The 17,653-nt window shown below is 63.0% G+C and carries 14 protein-coding genes; all 14 read right to left on the bottom strand.

Features of this window, described 5'->3' with window-relative positions:
* Positions 1-79 precede the first annotated feature (79 nt).
* Positions 80-1,030 (bottom strand): polysaccharide deacetylase family protein, encoded by a 951-nt coding sequence (locus P5205_00465; GenBank protein ID HSA08824.1) that lies wholly within the window; start codon positions 1,028-1,030, stop codon positions 80-82.
* Positions 1,031-1,075: 45 nt separating this feature from the next.
* A complete protein-coding gene (locus tag P5205_00460) occupies positions 1,076-2,233 on the bottom strand; it encodes a glycosyltransferase family 4 protein (protein ID HSA08823.1) in 1,158 nt (385 codons plus the stop codon).
* Positions 2,234-2,570: 337 nt separating this feature from the next.
* The gene (locus P5205_00455; protein HSA08822.1) at positions 2,571-3,794 is read right to left on the bottom strand and encodes a glycosyltransferase family 4 protein; all 1,224 of its coding nucleotides are present in this window, start codon (positions 3,792-3,794) and stop codon (positions 2,571-2,573) included.
* A 71-nt stretch (positions 3,795-3,865) separates the two neighbouring features.
* A complete protein-coding gene (locus tag P5205_00450; protein ID HSA08821.1) occupies positions 3,866-5,155 on the bottom strand; it encodes an O-antigen ligase family protein in 1,290 nt (429 codons plus the stop codon).
* Positions 5,143-7,155: an asparagine synthase (glutamine-hydrolyzing) gene (gene asnB / locus P5205_00445; protein HSA08820.1), complete on the bottom strand. Its 2,013-nt coding sequence runs from the start codon at positions 7,153-7,155 to the stop codon at positions 5,143-5,145. Before asnB ends, P5205_00450 begins: the two co-directional genes overlap by 13 nt.
* A 16-nt stretch (positions 7,156-7,171) precedes the next feature.
* A complete protein-coding gene (locus P5205_00440) occupies positions 7,172-7,942 on the bottom strand; it encodes a DUF2334 domain-containing protein (protein HSA08819.1) in 771 nt (256 codons plus the stop codon).
* A 16-nt stretch (positions 7,943-7,958) separates the two neighbouring features.
* A complete protein-coding gene (locus P5205_00435) occupies positions 7,959-8,798 on the bottom strand; it encodes a hypothetical protein (protein HSA08818.1) in 840 nt (279 codons plus the stop codon).
* Between the two features lie 42 nt (positions 8,799-8,840).
* Complete coding sequence (locus tag P5205_00430) at positions 8,841-9,371, bottom strand: VOC family protein (GenBank protein HSA08817.1); 531 nt, start codon at positions 9,369-9,371, stop codon at positions 8,841-8,843.
* 7 nt (positions 9,372-9,378) lie between these two features.
* Positions 9,379-10,269 (bottom strand): hypothetical protein, encoded by an 891-nt coding sequence (locus P5205_00425; protein ID HSA08816.1) that lies wholly within the window; start codon positions 10,267-10,269, stop codon positions 9,379-9,381.
* Positions 10,270-10,321: 52 nt separating this feature from the next.
* Complete coding sequence (locus P5205_00420; GenBank protein HSA08815.1) at positions 10,322-11,665, bottom strand: phenylacetate--CoA ligase family protein; 1,344 nt, start codon at positions 11,663-11,665, stop codon at positions 10,322-10,324.
* Between the two features lie 23 nt (positions 11,666-11,688).
* Positions 11,689-13,269 carry a lipopolysaccharide biosynthesis protein gene (locus tag P5205_00415; protein HSA08814.1) on the bottom strand — a complete coding sequence of 527 codons (1,581 nt, stop codon included), beginning with the start codon at positions 13,267-13,269 and terminating at the stop codon, positions 11,689-11,691.
* A gap of 14 nt (positions 13,270-13,283) precedes the next feature.
* Positions 13,284-15,578: a polysaccharide biosynthesis tyrosine autokinase gene (locus P5205_00410; GenBank protein HSA08813.1), complete on the bottom strand. Its 2,295-nt coding sequence runs from the start codon at positions 15,576-15,578 to the stop codon at positions 13,284-13,286.
* A gap of 13 nt (positions 15,579-15,591) precedes the next feature.
* Positions 15,592-16,338, bottom strand: a complete 747-nt coding sequence (locus tag P5205_00405; GenBank protein HSA08812.1) for a polysaccharide biosynthesis/export family protein — start codon at positions 16,336-16,338, stop codon at positions 15,592-15,594.
* Between the two features lie 3 nt (positions 16,339-16,341).
* Entirely contained in the window at positions 16,342-17,646 is a 1,305-nt protein-coding gene (locus tag P5205_00400; GenBank protein HSA08811.1) for a hypothetical protein, read from the bottom strand.
* Positions 17,647-17,653 lie beyond the last annotated feature (7 nt).

Below are 17,653 nucleotides of genomic sequence, written 5' to 3'. Positions count from 1 at the left end.
TCGATCTCTCTGCCCTTGAGGCAGACCGCTCACCCGTTGTTCGTTAACTCAAATCCGCGCTACACCAACAGAACATTCGTCAGCAGCCCGCGTCGGAAACGGGCACTCGCAAAGGGAACGGCGCAGCGTTGCCGGCCGCGGCCCGGTAGCGCCTGCCGTTGCCGTCCGGGCTGGCCAGTACTCCCTTGAAGGCCGCCAGGGCGATCTTGGATTCAATCCGCGCCCGCGAGGCCCCGCCGAAAAGCTGTATGCGCGGCAGTCGCGAAAGCGATGCGGTCTTGTCCGCCCACATCGGCTCGGTGGTCATGGCGGTGCGGGCGCCGGAGCAAAACGCGTGCTGCGCCAAGGCCGGGTTGTGGTTGCCATTCGGGAAGGCGAACGTCGTGCACGGCGCGCCGATCTCCTCAGACACCCTGGCGAGGCTGGCTTCGATTTCGGCGTAGGCCCGCTTCCTCGTCTCGCGCGTCAGAATCGCATGCGTCAATCCGTGCGCCCCGATGGTAAACCCGCGCTGGTGCAAATTCCGGACCTCATCCCAGGTCATCGGCCGCAGGTCATCGGATTCAATCTCCGGCTCGGACCCATGCTCCGCCCAGGCCCGATCCAGCCGCCGCATCAGCGTGTCGAACGGCAGTTGTTTGAGAGTGTCAATCTCCAGCCCTGCCGGACAATGGCCGAGCGCCCGCACCAACTGCTCGCGCCGGTCGAACCAGAAGCACGAGCCATTGGTCACCGGCTCGGTCGTGATATAAAAGACCGCCGGCACCTGCCGGCGCTCCAGCTCCGGCGCCGTCTCGGTAAAGTTGCTGCGCTTGCCATCGTCGAATGTCAGGAGGCAGAACGGCTTTCGTCGCGGGCGGGCCAGCCGGTGCGGCAAGTGCTCAAGGCGGATGAAATCAAACCATCGGCCAAGCACTTCCACGTGGAAGGCCGTCTCAGCCCTCGAGAGGGTATGTTCGTTGACGATGACACCCCCTCCTTTTGCGCGCCGCACCAGCGCGAGCAATAACGTGGCCGCGAGATTCGCCATAGGATCTGGGCTGAAGAAAAAGTGGTGGAAACAGCGATTGGCCCCTCAGACCGGAGCGCCTTGGACGAAGCCCAGCTTCCAGGAACGCCGCTCAGGCAGCGCCCGATCATACAGATCGTCCAAATAAGCGGGCAGACGCTCCAGCGAGTAGTTCTGCACAACGTATTCCCGCGCGCGCCGGCCCATTTCCGTTCTTTGCGAAGCGTTTCTGACCAACTCGGCCAGCGCCGCCACAAGGCTTTCCGCGTCCTCGCGCTCGACCACCAGGCCCGTCGTGCCATGCTGCACGATCTCCGGAACCCCGCCCACCTTCGTGGCCACAACCGGCAAGCCCGAGGCCATCGCTTCGAGCAATGCGTTGGGCGTGCCCTCGAAATCCGACGTGAGCACACAGACATCGGCCTCCTGATACAATTGCGCCATGTTGGAAACGCCTCCCATGAACTGCAGCCCCCCGGGCAACAAGCCGAGTTGGGCGGCCTGAGCCTCGAGTTCGGCTCGCAACCGCCGGTCCTGGGGCGGACCAGCGATCCACCCCCGCACCTCCAGGCCCAGCCTCCGCCGCAAATGCGCCAGCGCGGCGATGAAACGGTCCAGCCTCTTCTGCTTTGTCAATCGCCCGACCGCCAGCAAGGTCAGCGGTCGTGCCGGCGAGTTCTCAGCCGGTTTGAAGCGCTCCGTATCCACCACGTTAGGCAGGAAAAACAGGCGCGAGGGGCGAATGCCCCGGCCGATTGCCTGCCTGATCGCCAGGCGGCTGTTGGCCGCAATGACCGGCGGCAGGTGGAGATTGAGCCAGCCGCCAAGAGTTCCGTTCATTCGCCGTTCCGCCGTTTCCTCGTTGCGGATGGCACCAACCCCGTTCACACCCAGCAGCAAGGAAGCCAGGCCGACGCAGGCGTTGGCAAAATAGTGCTGGCTTTGGAACAGTGCGGGAGGGTCGCTCCGAAGCTCGCGCAAAACACGAAGCAGCCGGATCAGCCGGGACTGGCGTTGCCCCACCCAGGTCACCGGCACGCCAAGCGAACGAATGGGCTCCTCCCAAAACTCACCCCGATCGAAACACAGCAGCCGCGGCGCCACTCCACTCCGGCAGAGGGCTTGGAGCATGTAGTAAAGCTGCCGCTCCGCTCCGCCGTGCTCCAGCGTTCCCGCCAGGAAACAGATTTTCAGATCACGGGGGTAGTCGAGATGAAAACTCACAACGAGCGTCCTTTCTCATCCAGGGTCCGCCAGGAACCAGGGATGGTCGCTTCAACATCACAATTACAGAGAGTTGCGCGGAAGCCCACCGGGCAAGTGCCGCAACCACAAACAGTTACGCGTTCACCAGGGGATCCCCACCGTATCCTAACCGGATCCACACCGGATCCACACCGTGGATACAGCCTTGACATCAACAGGCGCATTTCGCGTAAACCACTATCATTTTGGGACTTGCGTCGGAAAGGCGGCGCAACAGGCCTCACCAGGGGCCAAATCCGTCGCAAGTGCCGTGACCACAGCGGGTTGCGCGCTAAATGCAGGGCGATTCATCTCCTCAGGCGGCTCGACAGAGCACATCCCGCTTATCGGCTTGGCTGCGGGATTCCTCAGGCCGCCGACCCGCTTGTGCCCTGCGTTCGCCATCCTCACGGGCAAGCCAGCCTTGCAGCGTCTCCACAAGTCGCCACCGCCGGTTCTGAGCGGCAAAATCCCGGAACACCGAGAAGAGGCGAGCCCGCAGCGACTCGAAATCGCAATCCCGGACCACTTGCTGGCGCCCCGCCGTCCCAAGGCGCTTTCGCGTTTCCGGAGAAAGCGCCAGTTCGGCCATCCGCTCGGCCATAGCCTGCGCGTCAGTGCCCTCCACCACGTAACCTGTCTGCCCCTGCAACACGATTCGGTCCGCATCCCCCACCGGCGTGGTAATCACGGGCAGACGGGCCGCCATGGCCTCAAGGATAACATTCGGAAAACCCTCGTACTCCGAACACAACACAAGAAACCCCGCCTGCACCAGCAGGGCCGGGACATGGCTGCATTCACCAAGAAAAACCGCGTGGCCCGGCGTCAGACCCAGCTTGGCTGCTTGCCGTTCCAGGGCAGGTCTCGAACCGCAATCAGCGCCCGCAACCATGCCGAGCAGAGCGGGTGCCTTGCGCCGGGCAATCGCCAATGCGTCCAGAAACCGGTCAAAACGCTTGCCGGGTTGCAGGCTCCCGACGGCAACCGCCACAACCCGGTCCGGAGGGATGACAGCCGGCAGCGGCATTCTGCTGCGGGCATCGAAATCGCGCAGATCCAGCGCATTGGGCAGGATCGTAATTTTCGGCGGTTTGGCGATGCGGGACTCGAGATTGCGCCTGGCGCAATGAGAGTTCGAAACCAATCCATGGGCCAGCCGCAGCATCCACCGGCTCCGGCGCCCGCTGTAATTCAGCTCGTAGAAACCGTCGCTTCTCAGGCCGCCCAGGGTCAGCGCGCGGCAGAGCCGGCCCGCCATACCGGCCTGATGCAAATCGCCGAACTGAGGCGCAAACACGATCTGGGGGCGAAAAGACCATAACGCCCGGGCCAGCCCGGCCATGATCAGCAACGGCCGGTTCCGCCGGTAAAACCGGGTGAGGCGGATGCCCATCTGGCGCAGCGACAGCTCGTAATGTCCACCTTCACCCAGGTGAAAGAACCGCACGTTCGTTCCGGCCTCGTGCAGGGCGCGAGCGATGTACGCGGTCTGCTTCTCCGCGCCCCCCAGCTTCAGGCTGGAGGCCACCAACGCCACACGCAAAGGTTGGCAGGGAGACGTCATCGGCAACTTCAGAGACTTCAAGGGACCAGGTTCCGGACAATCCGTCAGGCCTGCCCGGACAACGCATACGCGACGGCAAACCAAAAGGCGTGATCCCCCGTGGGATTGTTCACGGTCAATCCCGACAGCACAAACGGCAGCAGCAACGCCAGGGGCAGCAAACCCGAAGGCTGAAACCGCGCGCGCCACGCCGCCGTCACGGCCTTCCCCAACCCGGTCGCGAAGATCAGAAACCCAATAATCCCGGTCTCCACGAGCAGCAGCAGCGCAAGATTGTGGGCGACAATGGTCTTCTGCTCCTGGATCAGGTAGGGCATCGCGCGGCGCGTCAGTTCGTACTGGTACTGATCGGGGCCGGAGCCGTAGATCGGGCTCCGGAGAATCATCTCGCACAGCACGGGCGCCATCCGGGCGCGCGGGTTCTCCCGCCCGACATTGTGCGGATCAATATCCCGGAACCGGTCCATGACCGTCGGGATCTGCCAGACCGCCCCGGCCAGCAGCACGCCGATCAGGATCAACGTCGCGTAGCGCCGGGACCTGGATGAGAAGCGTTCAGCCTGAAAAAGCAGCACCAGAACTCCGGTGAAGACCAGCAGAATCGCCGTCCGGGAACCGGTCTTGGCCATGCCGATCCCCACCAGCGCAATCAACGGGAACAGCAGCAGACGCTGGTTCAACCTGACGTTGTTGGCCATCGCCAGCCCGATCAGGATGATCAGGGCCATGGCATAGGTGGCGCCCACCACGTTCGCATTCTCGCCAAAGACCGACGTGCGGACTTCATCCACGCTGTCGTCCACCGTGCTGACGCCAACGCCCACGATGTGGAGCGACGCGCACAGCGAGCTGGCCCACACAAAGGCCCACAAGCCCCCGCGGCGGAGCCTGGGAAACTGCAACAGGTTGAACGCCATCCAAAGCCAGGGCAGCGAATACTGAAACCATTCGAAAGTGCTCGGCCACCAGGCATCCCGCAAACCCGGCGTCAGCCACAGCCCGCTGCAAATCCGCAACACGCAGTAAGCCGCAAACCAGAGCAGGGCCGCCGGCAGGAAGCGCAGGCAAATGCGAGGCTGCAGCGCAACCGCGCCCATGAGCAGCATCTGGACTATCCGGATCGCGCCGAGCCTGTCCCCGGTGCCGGGAACATACAGGCGGGTGAACGGAATGGAAAACACCGACAGGTAAAACGCCCAGCGCACCAGGGCTTCCGGCTCATTCAGCGCCGAACTCCACCACTTGCGCCCGGGCGCGATCTCCGGGCGCGGGGAACGTTCCGCTCCCGGAAGCGCGGGCAAGCTCCCCCGGTCAATTGAGATTACGGCTGGCATACCTCGAAGCGCTCGCCTGGGGCCGGCGCGGCGGCGGCCGCCTCCGACCGGCGCGGCGGCGTGACGGCCTGATGTTCCCGCCAGGCTTGAAACATAAGAACGTGCCACAAGGCCAGTCCCCAGTCTCGCTGTCCCGCCCGATGCTCGCGCCATTTCAGGCTCACGGTCTGTTCGTCAAAGAAACCTTCCTCGCGCAACCGCGGCGCGGATAACAAAGCATCGGCCCACGACCGCAGGGGTCCTCGCAGCCACGCGGCGATGGGAACCCCAAAACCCTGCTTGGGCCGCTCGACCAGGTCCGCGGGCACATACTGGTGCAGGACGCGGCGGAGCAGATACTTGCCGCGCCCGCGCCGCTGCTTGAGCGCGTTGGGCAGGCTCCAGGCAAACTCGATCACGCGGTGGTCCAACAGCGGAATACGCGTCTCCAGGCTCACGGCCATCGCGGCCCGGTCCACCTTCGCCAGGATGTCATCCGGGAGATAAGTGACGAAATCCAGGCACATCATCCGGCGGAGCAAATCCGGGAAGTCCTCCCAGGGCGGCGCGTCGTCAAACTTGGTTAGCGGCTCCGCCTTGTACCGCAGCCACGCCAGGGGATCGCGGTTGGGAGACATCAGCAACTGGTATAACGACCGGTCGCTATGCATCGGCAACAACTCCGCGAAATTCGCCAGCCGCCCCAGGTAATGTGGAACCGAACCCCTCCGCCTCCGCAAGTCCAGGCCGCACGCGGCCGCCGATCTCAGCGCGCGCGCCATCCCGCCGCGAAGGGAGAGCGGAATCCGCCCGAGCACCGACCAGATTCGCTGCGCTTTCCGATAGGCCCCATACCCGCCAAAGAGCTCGTCGCCGGCGTCGCCCGAGAGGCTCACTGTCACCTGCGATCGCGCCAGCTCGCACAGCACCACGGTCGGAATCTGGGACGAATCGGCAAAAGGCTCGTCGTAAATGGCCGGCAGCCGGGCGATGACCTGCCGCAGCTCGCCGGGCTCGACGTAAAGCTCAGTGTGATCGGTGCCCAAGTGACGCGCCACCGCGCGAGCAAAGGGCGCCTCGTCAAAACCATTCTGCCGGAAGCCGATGCTGAAGGTCTTGACGGGCCGGCGGCTCTGGGCCTGCATCAAGGCGACCACCAGCGATGAATCAATGCCGCCCGAGAGAAAAGCGCCCAGGGGGACATCCGCCACCATTTGCTGGCGCACCGAATCGAGCAGCAACGAGCGCAACCGCTCCGTCGCCTCGCTCTCCTTGCCGGCAAACGGCCGCGCGAAACCCTCCCTGGCGGCCTGCCGCAAGGACCAATATGAGTATGGCCTGCCGGCGTTCCGGGCCTGGAGCTGCGCCTCGGTCAAAGTGAGCACGCACCCCGGGTTGAGCTTGTAGATGTTCTGATAAATGGAGAACGGCGCGGGGATGTAGCCGTAACGGGTCAGCAGGGCGACCGCGGGGCGGCTGATCGCCGCCCGCCAACGGGGATGCGCCCGCAGCGCCTTGAGCTCCGAACCGAACACGAACACGTCTCCCGTCCAGCCGTAGTACAAGGGCTTCTCCCCCGCCCGGTCGCGAACCAGGTGCAGCTTGCGGGATTGTCTGTCCCAGACCGCGATGGCGAACATCCCAATGCAACGCTGCACGGTCTTGCCAATCCCCCAGGCGCAAAACGCGGCCAGCAGCACCTCAGTATCCGAATGGCCGCGGAACGTGTGGCCGCAGTCCTCCAGCTCGCGTCGCAGCGACTGGAAATTGTAGATCTCGCCATTGAATACCAGGACAAACCGGCCGTTGGCCGAATGCATTGGCTGGTGCCCCTCCTGGCTGAGATCCAGGATGGCCAGCCGGCTATGGGCCAAAGCCACGCCGGCATCCGCGTCCGCCCAGGTTCCTTGATCGTCGGGGCCGCGATGGCGCAAGGCAGCGGCCATCCCGGCGGCGGCGCGCTCCAGCTCCGCTTGGGCCGCGCGCCGGCGCGGATCACAGAATCCAGCGATGCCACACATAATAATCCGGAAATTGCTACCTCGCCTGCAGGCCCGAAACCGTGCCCGCCGGGGCTTGCACCCTGTCCGTCAACGTCCTCCACCATCCCTCCAGCTTGAGCTGGCAGCGAATGAGCAGCGGGGAGAGGCGCGGGCTGGTGCAGATGAACGAAGACCACCACGAGCTCCGCCCCTGCCACTCCCGGGCGACGTCGTCCACCGACGCGATCTCCGGGCCGTACTGGTCCAGGTCCTCCCGAAACTGGCGCAGGTCCGCGGCGGTCCACTGGTTGTGGTGATAGCACACGGTCCACACGCCGGCTGGCGCCGGCCGGAAGCCAAAGAGCTGTTGCGGGATCCAGAACATGTTCCGCTCGCAGACAAACGGGAAACGAAAACAACCGTCGCAAATCATCGAGATGCCGACCGTGTGGAGCAACGATACGGTGGTGGCGTCAAAGCAGTTGCTCGGGGCAATCCAGAGGTCCGGCTTGAGGCCGTGATGCTTGAAGATCCTCATCCCGCGGCGGAGCTTCTCCTCCTGTTCCGCAGCCGGGAGGCCGGCGAACTCCGATTTCTTCCTGGGCGTAACAATCCCGGGATGGCAGGTCACGTAGCGGTGCTGGTAACCATGCAACGCGATGGTCCACCCGCGGGCCTGCCAGCCTCGGACGCGTTCCCAAAAGTCCTCGACCGGAGCCTCGACCCGCAAGGCCGGGTCCTGGTTGTCCGGAACAACCGCCAGGATCGGCTTGAGATTCCTCTCCCGCAGCGCGGATTCGATGGCCGACCAAACTTTCCAGTTCATGGTCGGGCAAATGTCATCAAAACGCAGGAGATACTTTGTGCTCTTCAAGGTGTGCGACATGGTCCTTGTCCTCCGAATCGGCACGGGCGGGGGAGTGAGTGCGCCTGAACCGGGCCAGTAAATGGGCCGCGGTGAGCAGGACCCACCCTTTGACGGTCATTGGCTCTTCGCCATCGTATTCACTGACAACCCTCCCACCCAGGCTCATCTTGAATCGGTTGATCCCGAGCAGCCGTATATCCGTCGTTCCGGGATACCAGCCGCCAAAGTCAAACTCGCGGATTCCCTGCTCCCGAAAGCTGAGAAAGTTGTGCCAATGGATCAGGCAGTTGGCGCGGCTGACCGCGTTCCGCCACGCGACGCTCGGCAAAGGCTTGTAGGGAGAAATGGCGATCAATTGCCGGGCGCGTTTGGTCGTGAGCAGGACGAGGTGATACGCCAGCAGGTTTCCCGCCGGATCACTCGCGGCCACCACGTCCAGGGCGCCGGCCTTGCTCATCTCCTCGAACCAACCCCGCTCCAGAAGCGGTGTCTTCTGGGCCAGGGCGAACTGGTTCCACATCTTCTCCACTTCATCCAGGACCCTCGCATCTTTTGAATCGCAACGCCGGCACCGCAGCCCATCCTTCTCTTGTGCCGCGGCGATTCTGCTCGCAGTCCTCGTCTCCATCATCGCCATCAACTCCGTGGGCGTCTTCTGCAAATCTATCAGCACAGTCTGGAATGGCCTCCATCTGCTTTTGGCCAGGGGTGACGACCTCTGCCGATAGTAGATCCAATCCACCCGCGCGCCGTCTGGCGTCTCATCAAACCAGACCTCGGCACGACTCAGAAACCGTGATTTATAGACGAACATCCAGTTAGGCAGCCACGCAGCTGCAGTACCTTCCCTCTCGGGTCACGGAATCGGCTGACCCACGACAGCGCGGAAGCCGATGCCGGAGCTCGCGAAGTCCGGCGGGTTTAAGTTACGGTCGGCGGGCCGGACATCGCCGCCCGAAGCCTCGGGTCCGGCGGCGCCCCACCCCTGCTTTTCCAGGGTATCAATCAATTCGATGTTGAGATTGTTTCCCGCCAGCAGGAAGGCGATCGGGTGGTTCCGGAAGGCCTCGCCCGGCTGCGGCGGCACGATCAATCGCGCCCCCTGACTCTGGAGCCGCGCAAGCTCCGCTGGCAGGCCAGAGCATCGAAAACACAAATGATGTAGCCCGCCTCCTTTGCGGGCGGCTTGGAAGACCGGCGAATCCGGCGATGAAGGCTCAATCAACTTCACGGTCAGGGAATCCTGCCTGGACAGAAACACCACCCGGACCTTCTGGCGGGTGTTCAGCACTATGTCGGAATTCCGGCGATATCCGAAAAGGGCCTCCCACTGGGGCAAAGCCTTCTCCAGGGAAGGCACCACTATCCCGATATGATCAATGACCATGCTGACCTTATCGCGCCATTTCCGGCGCCGACAGGGCAGGCGCCTCCGCCCCGGGCGAAGCCGTCGGCGACTGCGCGTCGGCCCCGGCCGTCTCCGTCTCCGCGCCGCGCGCCTTCCGGCCGAATCGCAGCGCCGCGGGAAGTCCCTTCCCCCAGCTCAGCAAGGCAGCGGCGGCAAGCACCGCCCGGCCTTTAAGGGAGAGGATTTGCTCACAATTGTACTCGCGCACCACCTGCCCGCCGAATCCTTCCTTGAATCGGTTGATGTCGAGCAGCTCCCGATCCGTCTTGCCGGGGTACCACCCTCCGAAGTCGAACCGCTTCAGACCCTGTTCCTGATGGCGAAGGATGTCGCACCAGAAGAGGTAACGGTTAGCCCGGCCAATGGCGTTCCGCGCCGCGCTGTCGGCCAGCTCTTGATGCAGGGAGAACGTGTGCAGCAGGCAGCTTCGGTCGGAGTCAATGTAGTATGCATGGTAAGCCAGCGGCTTTCCTTCCGGGTCCCGGGCAAGCGATAGCTCCAGGAACCCGTCGCTGGCCAATTGGTCCAGCCACTGCCGGTCGAGGGGGGGCAGGCCCTTGATCCCCGCAAAGCGATGGTAAGCGGCCTCGAACGCGTCGAGCATCTCCCGGCTGACCGGGTTCGCGCGCTCACAGACGATTCGGTCCCTGTCCCGCGCCCGTCTGATATGGTAGGCGGTGGAGTTGTTCAAGCCTCGTCGCAAGACCTCCGGGCTCAAACCGAGATCCAGCACAATCGTGTAAAAGTATTTCCACCTGGCGCCCGGTACCGGGCGGCTGCGCTGGTGGTAAAAAATCCAATCCACCGGGGTCGAATCCGGCTCGTGCTCGAACCAAACCTCCCCGCGCACCAGAAAACGTGACTTGTAGATATGCATATGGCGTAAATTGAGCGCCCCTCATCCCCTTGCGCCAGCCGCGTGCCCGCGCTCAGGCGGCGACTTCCGAAATAGTGTACCGGTACTTGCCGGATGGATGCGGCGGCAGGCTGGACGGGAATTCGAAACCAACCCGGCAGGCGGGGCCCATCACCAGCCGCACCTTGCCAGCGATGTCCGCGAGTTCGCTTTCGGGCGGCTCGCCGTTGGCCCGGACCACCTTGAACAGAACGTCCTCATGGCTCCGTTGAACCACCTGGAATTTCGACACCCAGGGCCGGAAATAGAGGAGGTGGGTGAAATACTCGCCGTCCACCAGCGTCTGATCGCGCGTTCTGAAGGCGTCCACGTTGCGGCCAGCCACGTGCCGGAGGAATTGCTGGCGCGAGCCCCCCAGGGTCCGATCCGGCCCCAACGACCCGCGATCCCCGATCCAGTAGCGGACCAGGGGCATGGCGTAGTTCGTCAGGCAGGTCACCACAATGTTCCCCTCCTCGCCCGGTGGCACGGGCATTCCTTGATCATCCAGGATTTCAACGAAGTTGCCCCACGGCGCAACCCAAAGGCCTTCCGCGCCCGGAATCTCGCAGGCAATGTCACTCACCTCCCGCGAGCCGTATAGGTTGTAGACCCTGCAGCCGAAAACCCGGGCGATCTTCTCGCGCATAAACGGGTAGAGTGTGCCGGCTGAAGTGACGACGGCTCGCTGCGGTTCCAGCACCAGCTTCTCCCGCTCGACGAACCGAGCCAGCTCGTATGCCGCCTGCGCGTAGGCGAGGATCAGGCGCGGACGCAGCCGATTCAACGTCGCGACGTATTGCCGCATGCGCTCCGGCGACAGGTGAAATGCGTTCATCCAGGTGGTGTCGGTCAGCCAGTTAAAGAAACGCGCCTTGGGTGACCGCGTGCCGCACTCGATATCCCGTTCCGCCCCCCAAAGCCTGACCATGGGCTGGCCGACCTCATACCCCAGAGCGCGATAATAGAGCAGGCTGATCGCCGCGCTGCGGTCCTCATAATCCGAGTCCTGAATGAGGCGAACGGGCTCTCCAGTCGAACCCCCGGATGTGTTGTACGACCACTTTCTGCCGGCCAGGTCAGTGGATTGGAGCTTATCGAAGTTGGCGCGAATGGTCTGCTTCTTGAGAACCGGGAGGCGGAGCAGCTCCTCCCGCGGATCACAGGACGGGGTTGGGCCGCATCCTGTTTCCTGCAGCAGATCGGCATAGTAGGGAACCTTCTCCCGGCAATGCTGGAGGAGCCGGCCCAGGGCCGCCGATGTGGTGTCGTCCGCCCCGCCGCGCTCCCGCGCCCGCGCGTAACCGGCCAGGTATGCCGGAAAGCAATAGCCACGCAGCGAAGCGTAGGAGAAGTAAACTGGCTTCCTCCAATTCATGCCAAGGCAGCGGGTGATGCAGCTCAACTGGCCGGCTGATTTCCACCCCGGCGCTGCTGAATAAATCCTTTCAATGCGACTCGTTCTTCCGGCGACAACAGGAAGTAAACCAGGGCGGCATACAACAGGGACACGCCCAGGCTCGCCGCCGCCAGGCCGGCCCAACTGACGATGGACCAATTTGTCAGGATCAGCCGGCAAACCCCGACGACGGCTCCCGTGGCGAGCACAACCGGAAGGATTTCCCGGTAGAACGTCTTGTAAGGTTGTTTGAGGATGCGCGCTCCATACATCGGGGTGAACAGCAGATGCCGGACGGTCAGGGTAATGCCGCCTGCCGCAGCCAGGCCATACAGGCCCCAGTCGAGGTAGCCGGCAAGGAAAAGCGCCAGCAGCAAATTGGCGAACCCGATTCCCAGCGTGACCAGCCCGGGGATTTTCACCCGATTTGCGGCCAAAGGCACCGCGTAAAGGGGATACACTGCCAGGTTAATGCAGAGATGAATCGCCATCAAAAAGAGCAGGGGAGCCAGGCTGCCGAAGCTGGGACCGAGCCACAATCTGAGCAGTGGCTCGCCGAACCCGCAAACCAGCCCAATGGGCAGGGCAATAACGAGGCCAACGAATTTGATCGCGCGGTTCAGGTACGCCACCAATTCCTTCATGTCACCGCCGGCGAAGATGTGGAACATCGTCGGGGCGAAAATCCCGCCCACGGCGATACACACCGAACGCAGCAATGCCGGGAGTTGCAGGACCGCCGCGTAACGCCCGGTCGGCTCAGCCCCGAACAGGCGATTGGCAACCAGCAGGTCTATGTTCAGGTACAAGATCACGCCTATTTGACTGATGATGACCCAGCCGCCCGTGCCGCACAGGCTCTTGAGCATGCCCCAGTCGAAATCGCGGAGCCGGACACGAAGCGTGGGGGTGAGCAACCGCCAGAGCCAAACCATCCCCACGGTGGAAACCACGGTCCCCGCCAGTATGCCCGCGCCCACGAACTCGATCCTCGGCGTGAACAGGGCAAAGAGGCAAACCACGAGCCCCACCCGGGTGAGCGTTTCACAAATAACGACAAGGTTCTCCAAATCCAGCCGGTTGCGGGAGAAACACGGCACCCCGAATGGGGTCTTAAGCTGATTCAGCAGGAATGCGGCGATCGTCCCCACGAAAAGCCAGCGGGTGGCGGTTTCGTAACCAGGCGGAATCCGCAGCAGATGCTGCACGTGAACCACCGTCGCAATGGCGGGCAGCAGGAGCAGGGCGCACAGAACAAGGCTGCCCCAGAGCGAGACGTTGAATACCAGGTTGGCTTTCGCATGATCCTCGCGCTCCAGCGCAATGGTGAGAGAGCGTCCCACAGCCGAGTTGAGGCCGAAGGTAATCAGACTCATGTAAGCGGTGATGGAACTGGCCAGCGGGATCAGGCCATAGGCGGCCGGACCCAGGTTGCTGACCAGGTAAGGGACGTACCAGGCGCCGATAACCATGGTCAGCCCCAACTGCGCGATGTTGCTCGCCAGGTTGATGCCGAACCGCCGGCACCGGGGTCTGGCCGCGGCGGTACGTGGCGCGACGGCTGCTGTTGCAGTCGGGGACATCGGCAGGCTCAACCTCACCGGGGGCCATGGTTGGACGCAGCCACGTCACAAGTTAACGCGGGAGCTGGTTCGGCCGGCTGGGGATGCCACTCATACGTATTCCGGTAATGTTGGTGGTAATGATATTCGGAAGTCGAAGAGCGGGCGCGGTTGAGCACCAGCCCAAGCACGTGCGCCTGACGCTGCCGCAACAGGTCCAATGCGCGTCGCGCCATCCGGGCCGACGTGTAGGAGCCGCGGACTATCATCACTACGCCATCCACTCGGGGAGCGAGAACCGCGGCGTCGTCCGTCGCCAGGAGGGGGGGCGAATCAATGAGGATGTAATCATACCGGGGATAGACCTCCCCCACGAACCGCGTCCATTCCGGGCTTAAGACCAGCTCGCCGGGGTTTCGTCTGGCCGACCCGGCGGGAAGAAGCGAGAGGTTCTCCATGCTGGAAGGGACAATCGCCCGGGCCGGGGAGATTTCCCGGCTCAGTATTTCCGCCAGGCCGGGGCCGGACTTGGCCCCGAAAAACTTATGCAGCGACGAGCGGCGCATGTCCGCATCAATCAGCAGCACCCGCGAGTTGCCCAAAGCCAGAGTCGCGGCAAGGTAAAGCGAGACGGTGGATTTGCCCTCCCGGGGCGCGGAGCTGGTCAGGAGAATGGTCTTGGGCCTGGTTTGGCCATTGCTCATGAACATCAGGGAGGAACGAATCGTCCGAAAAGACTCCAGAAACTCGAACCGCTGCCGCTGCAGGAACTGCGCGCTTAGCTGGCCTTTGGGATTCTTGAGGGAGATCGCGGGCACCTGCCCCAGCACCTCCGCCGACAGGCAGCCGGACAGCTCGGTCAGGGAGGCGAACCGGTCATCCATCAACCCCAGGCAATACAGGCAGGCGAAGCTCAGCGCCACAGCGGCAAATATCGCGAGCAGCATGTTCAGAACCATGCGATTGACCGGATCGGCCGCGGAGGCTGCTTCGAGGACGGCGAGGTTCTCCTGGTCCACTGTCTTGCCGACATCCACGGTTTGCATGACCCCGAAGAGGCGGTCATACGCCGTCTGAAGCCGCTGCAGATCGAGCCGCATGCTCTCGTAATCAGCAATCTTGCGGCTGGATTCGAGCGCCTTGAGATCCCATTCCTCAATGGCCGCCTCCAGGTTCTTGACCTCCACCTGGAGCGCCTGCCGGCGGTTCGTGAATTGTCTGAGGGCCTCGGCCTTGGAGATTCCCACCAGTTTCTCCTGGGTCGCAATCTCTTCATTCAGCCTGGCGATCTTGGGATGGAGCGGCCGCAGGAAGCGCGCGAGCTCGTCGCGCCGGGCTTTGAGTAATTGCGCCTGCTGGTTGGCCCGGAACAAGTCCGCCTGTGGGCCGGCCACCCCGGCCATTGCTTCCCGGGCTGCGGCTTCCGCGGGCGCGCCGGTGCCCCCGGCGGCGCGCCGGGATTGCTCATCAATCCACTGCTCGGGGTCCAAGCGCTCGAGCAGTTGGAGCTGGGTGCGGAGCGCGGCGAGCTGCCCGTTGAGTTGGGCCAGGTAGTTGCCCGCGCTATTGCCTTGTTCCTGGAGCAGCACCACATTGTTCGAACTCTGGAACGCGTGCAATTTCGCCTGTTGCGCCTTCAGTTCCGCCGCCAGTTGATGGGCCTCGCCAGTGACTAAAGAGAGGGTCCGGTCGGAGGCGTTCTCGCGATTCTCCTTCTTGAAAGCGAAATACTCGGCCATGAGGCAGTTCAGAAAGGCGCGGGTGGAGGCCGGCTGCGGGCCCGTGGCGCGCAGCTCTAAAATGCTGCTCTTGGAGGATTCGGTTACCTTCAACTTGAAGGGAAACACCTCTTCCGAAGCCTTGGTTCCAGCCCTGTCCAGGCCCGCCAGGCGCTTCACAAAAGCCTTGGTCTTCTGCACGGGCGCGAAGCCGGACTTGCGGTCCGCGGAAACCGCGGCCTGGAAGTTGTTCGTGTGCTGGGCGCGCAAGCGTGCCAGCGCGCGGTTTTGGACCGTCGAACTGCTGAGCAGTTCGGACTGCGTGGCCAGGTAATCCATCAGCTCCTCGGTGTAAAGCCGGCCCTCGCTGAGGTTGACCCGGCCCGCCAGCCACATCCTGGCCTTGGACTGATAAGTCACGGGCAATTCCGCGCTGTAGAAATAGGCCGGCACCACCACCAGGACCAGGATCAGTCCCACAACCCACCAGCACCTGCGGAGGAGAAGCTGCCACCGGTGCAACCGGCCGTAGAGGCGCGAGCTCGACGCAAACCGGTCGGAAGGCGCGAACAGGTCAACGGTCGGCGTGAAAAGCTGATGCTTGTTATCCATAGCGCGCTCCGTGTCAGTAGTTCAACAGACGCGCGGGCACGACGATCAAATCATCCGGCTGGACGACAAGGTCCTCCTCCAGTCTTCCCTTGTCCCAGACGTTCACCACATTGACCACGGAAGTCTGCTGCCCCTGGGGGGTCTTCCGCACCAGGCGGACATTTTTCTTGTCGGAGAAGTCGCTAAATCCCCCGGCGTTGAGAATCGCTTTGCTCACGGTCAGGGCCTCGCCCGCCGGAATATCGTAGCCACCCTTGTTGCGCACCTGGCCAGTCACATATACCTTGCCGGTGACTCGCGTCCGGTTGACCAGTTCGACCGCAATGATGACGCTGGCCTGGTGATAGAGCTTTTCCTCCAGCCGGGCCTTGATCTCGCTCGCCAACTGGAGACTGGTCTTCCCGGCCGCGTGAATCAGCCCGAAGTAAGGCACTTCCAAATCGCCAGAGTCCGTGATGGTCAGCGAGCGCGGCTCATCCTGGTCCTCGATGACACGATAGCTGATGCGGTCGCCCGGCCCCAGCTTCTGTTGCTCGGCCGCGGGAGGTGTGGGCTTGGCCGCCTCCGGCAGCACAGCTTCATTTGTCCTGGCTGTTTCGACGGGGGCGGGCTTGCTGCTGGCAGCCACAACCAGCGGCAACGCGCCGGCTCGCGTTGGCAAGACTTCAAAGCGAGGATCCCTCGGATCCCGCTCCGCCCCGGGCGTGTCGAACGCCTGCCCGCACAGGCAAAGGGTGATGAACGATACGAAGAGCCTCATAAATCAAAAGGTGAACGTCACGCCCACAGTGACGCGATTTCTGTAGTAATCCCTGTCCGGCAAATCCGAGAACTTCTGGATAAACTCATAGCCCAGGTCCGCCCGCCAGTACTTATGAAATTGGAATCCGGCCCTGAGCCCGATCACGTAGTAGGTGAATTCCTCGGTGAAAGCGCCGCCGAACTCCTTGTTGAAATGGACCGCCGCGCTCGCCCCCAACTCGACATGCTCAACCACGGGCGAAGAGATGGAGTAGCGGACGTAGGTGGTCCGCATGTTATTGGCATTGTCGCCCAGCAGGGTTTCATGCCCGGCGGCAAGGGCATGCGTGCCGAAGCGCATTTCCTGGCTGAGCCGGCCATAGGCATAGTAGGACTGGAAATCACTGTCGTCACCCGCGGCGTCATATTGCGCGGTGTCGTATCCGCCCCCCGCCCGAAAGGAGAACTGCTCCGGGAGCGTGAATTCTGCGAAAGGGCCGGCCCGGACCTGCCAATGGTCATTCAACGTAGTCTCAGTGTCGTAGTTGTGCAGACCCGCCCGGGATTCGACGCCGGCCCTGGCGTGGTCGCCAACGAATAGGGCAGCACTCGCGGTGAACCACTCCGACGCCCGATTCAAGTACTCGAAACCAGAGGTCGAACTCTCAAAGTTCTCATGGTCGTATCCAGCCGACAGGATGACCTTGTTCAGGTCCCAATCCACATCGAGGCCGGCGCGATTGTCCCAGCGGGAGAATATGCCGGCGTTATTGAAGTTATAGAGCAGATTCTGCCCGCTGGGACTGGTGTTGTAGAAGAGGGTTTCCTGGTAGGTAAACCTCTCGTGCAGGCGGATGCGAAAATCGCCGGCAAAGATGTTGAAGACCAGCTCCGAATCCGGGTTGATCATCGGGGAATCGGCGTTCAACGCGGAGTTATCGAAATAGTACTCATACCCGACCCCCACCGAAAGCCTCAGCGTATTGAGCTCCGAGACTTGCATGAACCCAGTCAGATTCACCTCTGGATTGATGATGAAATCGTCCACACGATTCGTTTGTGAGTAGAAGACGTTGTCCGTGTAGCCAGCCCGCACCCCGGCTCCGAGTTGCAACGCAAGCGGGCCATAACGGATGTTGAACCGGTCCGCCTCGGCTTGCGCGGATCGCTTCAGCGCCTGGGCCGCCCCTTCTCCGGCCAGCGACTCTCGGTCCTGGGCGACGCCTGGCACTCCCAGCATCGGCCCGCCACAGCCGAGCAACGCGAACAAGACCTTCAGCGAGTCGCCCGCTCCTGCACGACCGGCCTGGCGCCGATGGGCTTCCATGATAATT

The sequence above is a fragment of the Candidatus Paceibacterota bacterium genome, assembly GCA_035452965.1.
Lineage (GTDB): Bacteria > Verrucomicrobiota > Verrucomicrobiia > Limisphaerales > UBA8199 > UBA8199.
Note: the sequence above shows the minus strand (reverse complement) of the source record. Positions and strands in the feature narration are given on the sequence as shown.

Bases quoted from the DNA above. Each gene is read 5' to 3' on its own strand.
- P5205_00465 (HSA08824.1), bottom strand. From the start codon at position 1,030: ATGGCGAATCTCGCGGCCACGTTATTGCTCGCGCTGGTGCGGCGCGCA.
- P5205_00450 (HSA08821.1), bottom strand. From the start codon at position 5,155: ATGCCAGCCGTAATCTCAATTGACCGGGGGAGCTTGCCCGCGCTTCCG.
- asnB (HSA08820.1), bottom strand. From the start codon at position 7,155: ATGTGTGGCATCGCTGGATTCTGTGATCCGCGCCGGCGCGCGGCCCAA.
- P5205_00440 (HSA08819.1), bottom strand. From the start codon at position 7,942: ATGAACTGGAAAGTTTGGTCGGCCATCGAATCCGCGCTGCGGGAGAGG.
- P5205_00435 (HSA08818.1), bottom strand. From the start codon at position 8,798: ATGTTCGTCTATAAATCACGGTTTCTGAGTCGTGCCGAGGTCTGGTTT.
- P5205_00430 (HSA08817.1), bottom strand. From the start codon at position 9,371: ATGGTCATTGATCATATCGGGATAGTGGTGCCTTCCCTGGAGAAGGCT.
- P5205_00425 (HSA08816.1), bottom strand. From the start codon at position 10,269: ATGCATATCTACAAGTCACGTTTTCTGGTGCGCGGGGAGGTTTGGTTC.
- P5205_00420 (HSA08815.1), bottom strand. From the start codon at position 11,665: ATGAATTGGAGGAAGCCAGTTTACTTCTCCTACGCTTCGCTGCGTGGC.
- P5205_00415 (HSA08814.1), bottom strand. From the start codon at position 13,269: ATGTCCCCGACTGCAACAGCAGCCGTCGCGCCACGTACCGCCGCGGCC.
- P5205_00410 (HSA08813.1), bottom strand. From the start codon at position 15,578: ATGGATAACAAGCATCAGCTTTTCACGCCGACCGTTGACCTGTTCGCG.
- P5205_00405 (HSA08812.1), bottom strand. From the start codon at position 16,338: ATGAGGCTCTTCGTATCGTTCATCACCCTTTGCCTGTGCGGGCAGGCG.
- P5205_00400 (HSA08811.1), bottom strand. From the start codon at position 17,646: ATGGAAGCCCATCGGCGCCAGGCCGGTCGTGCAGGAGCGGGCGACTCG.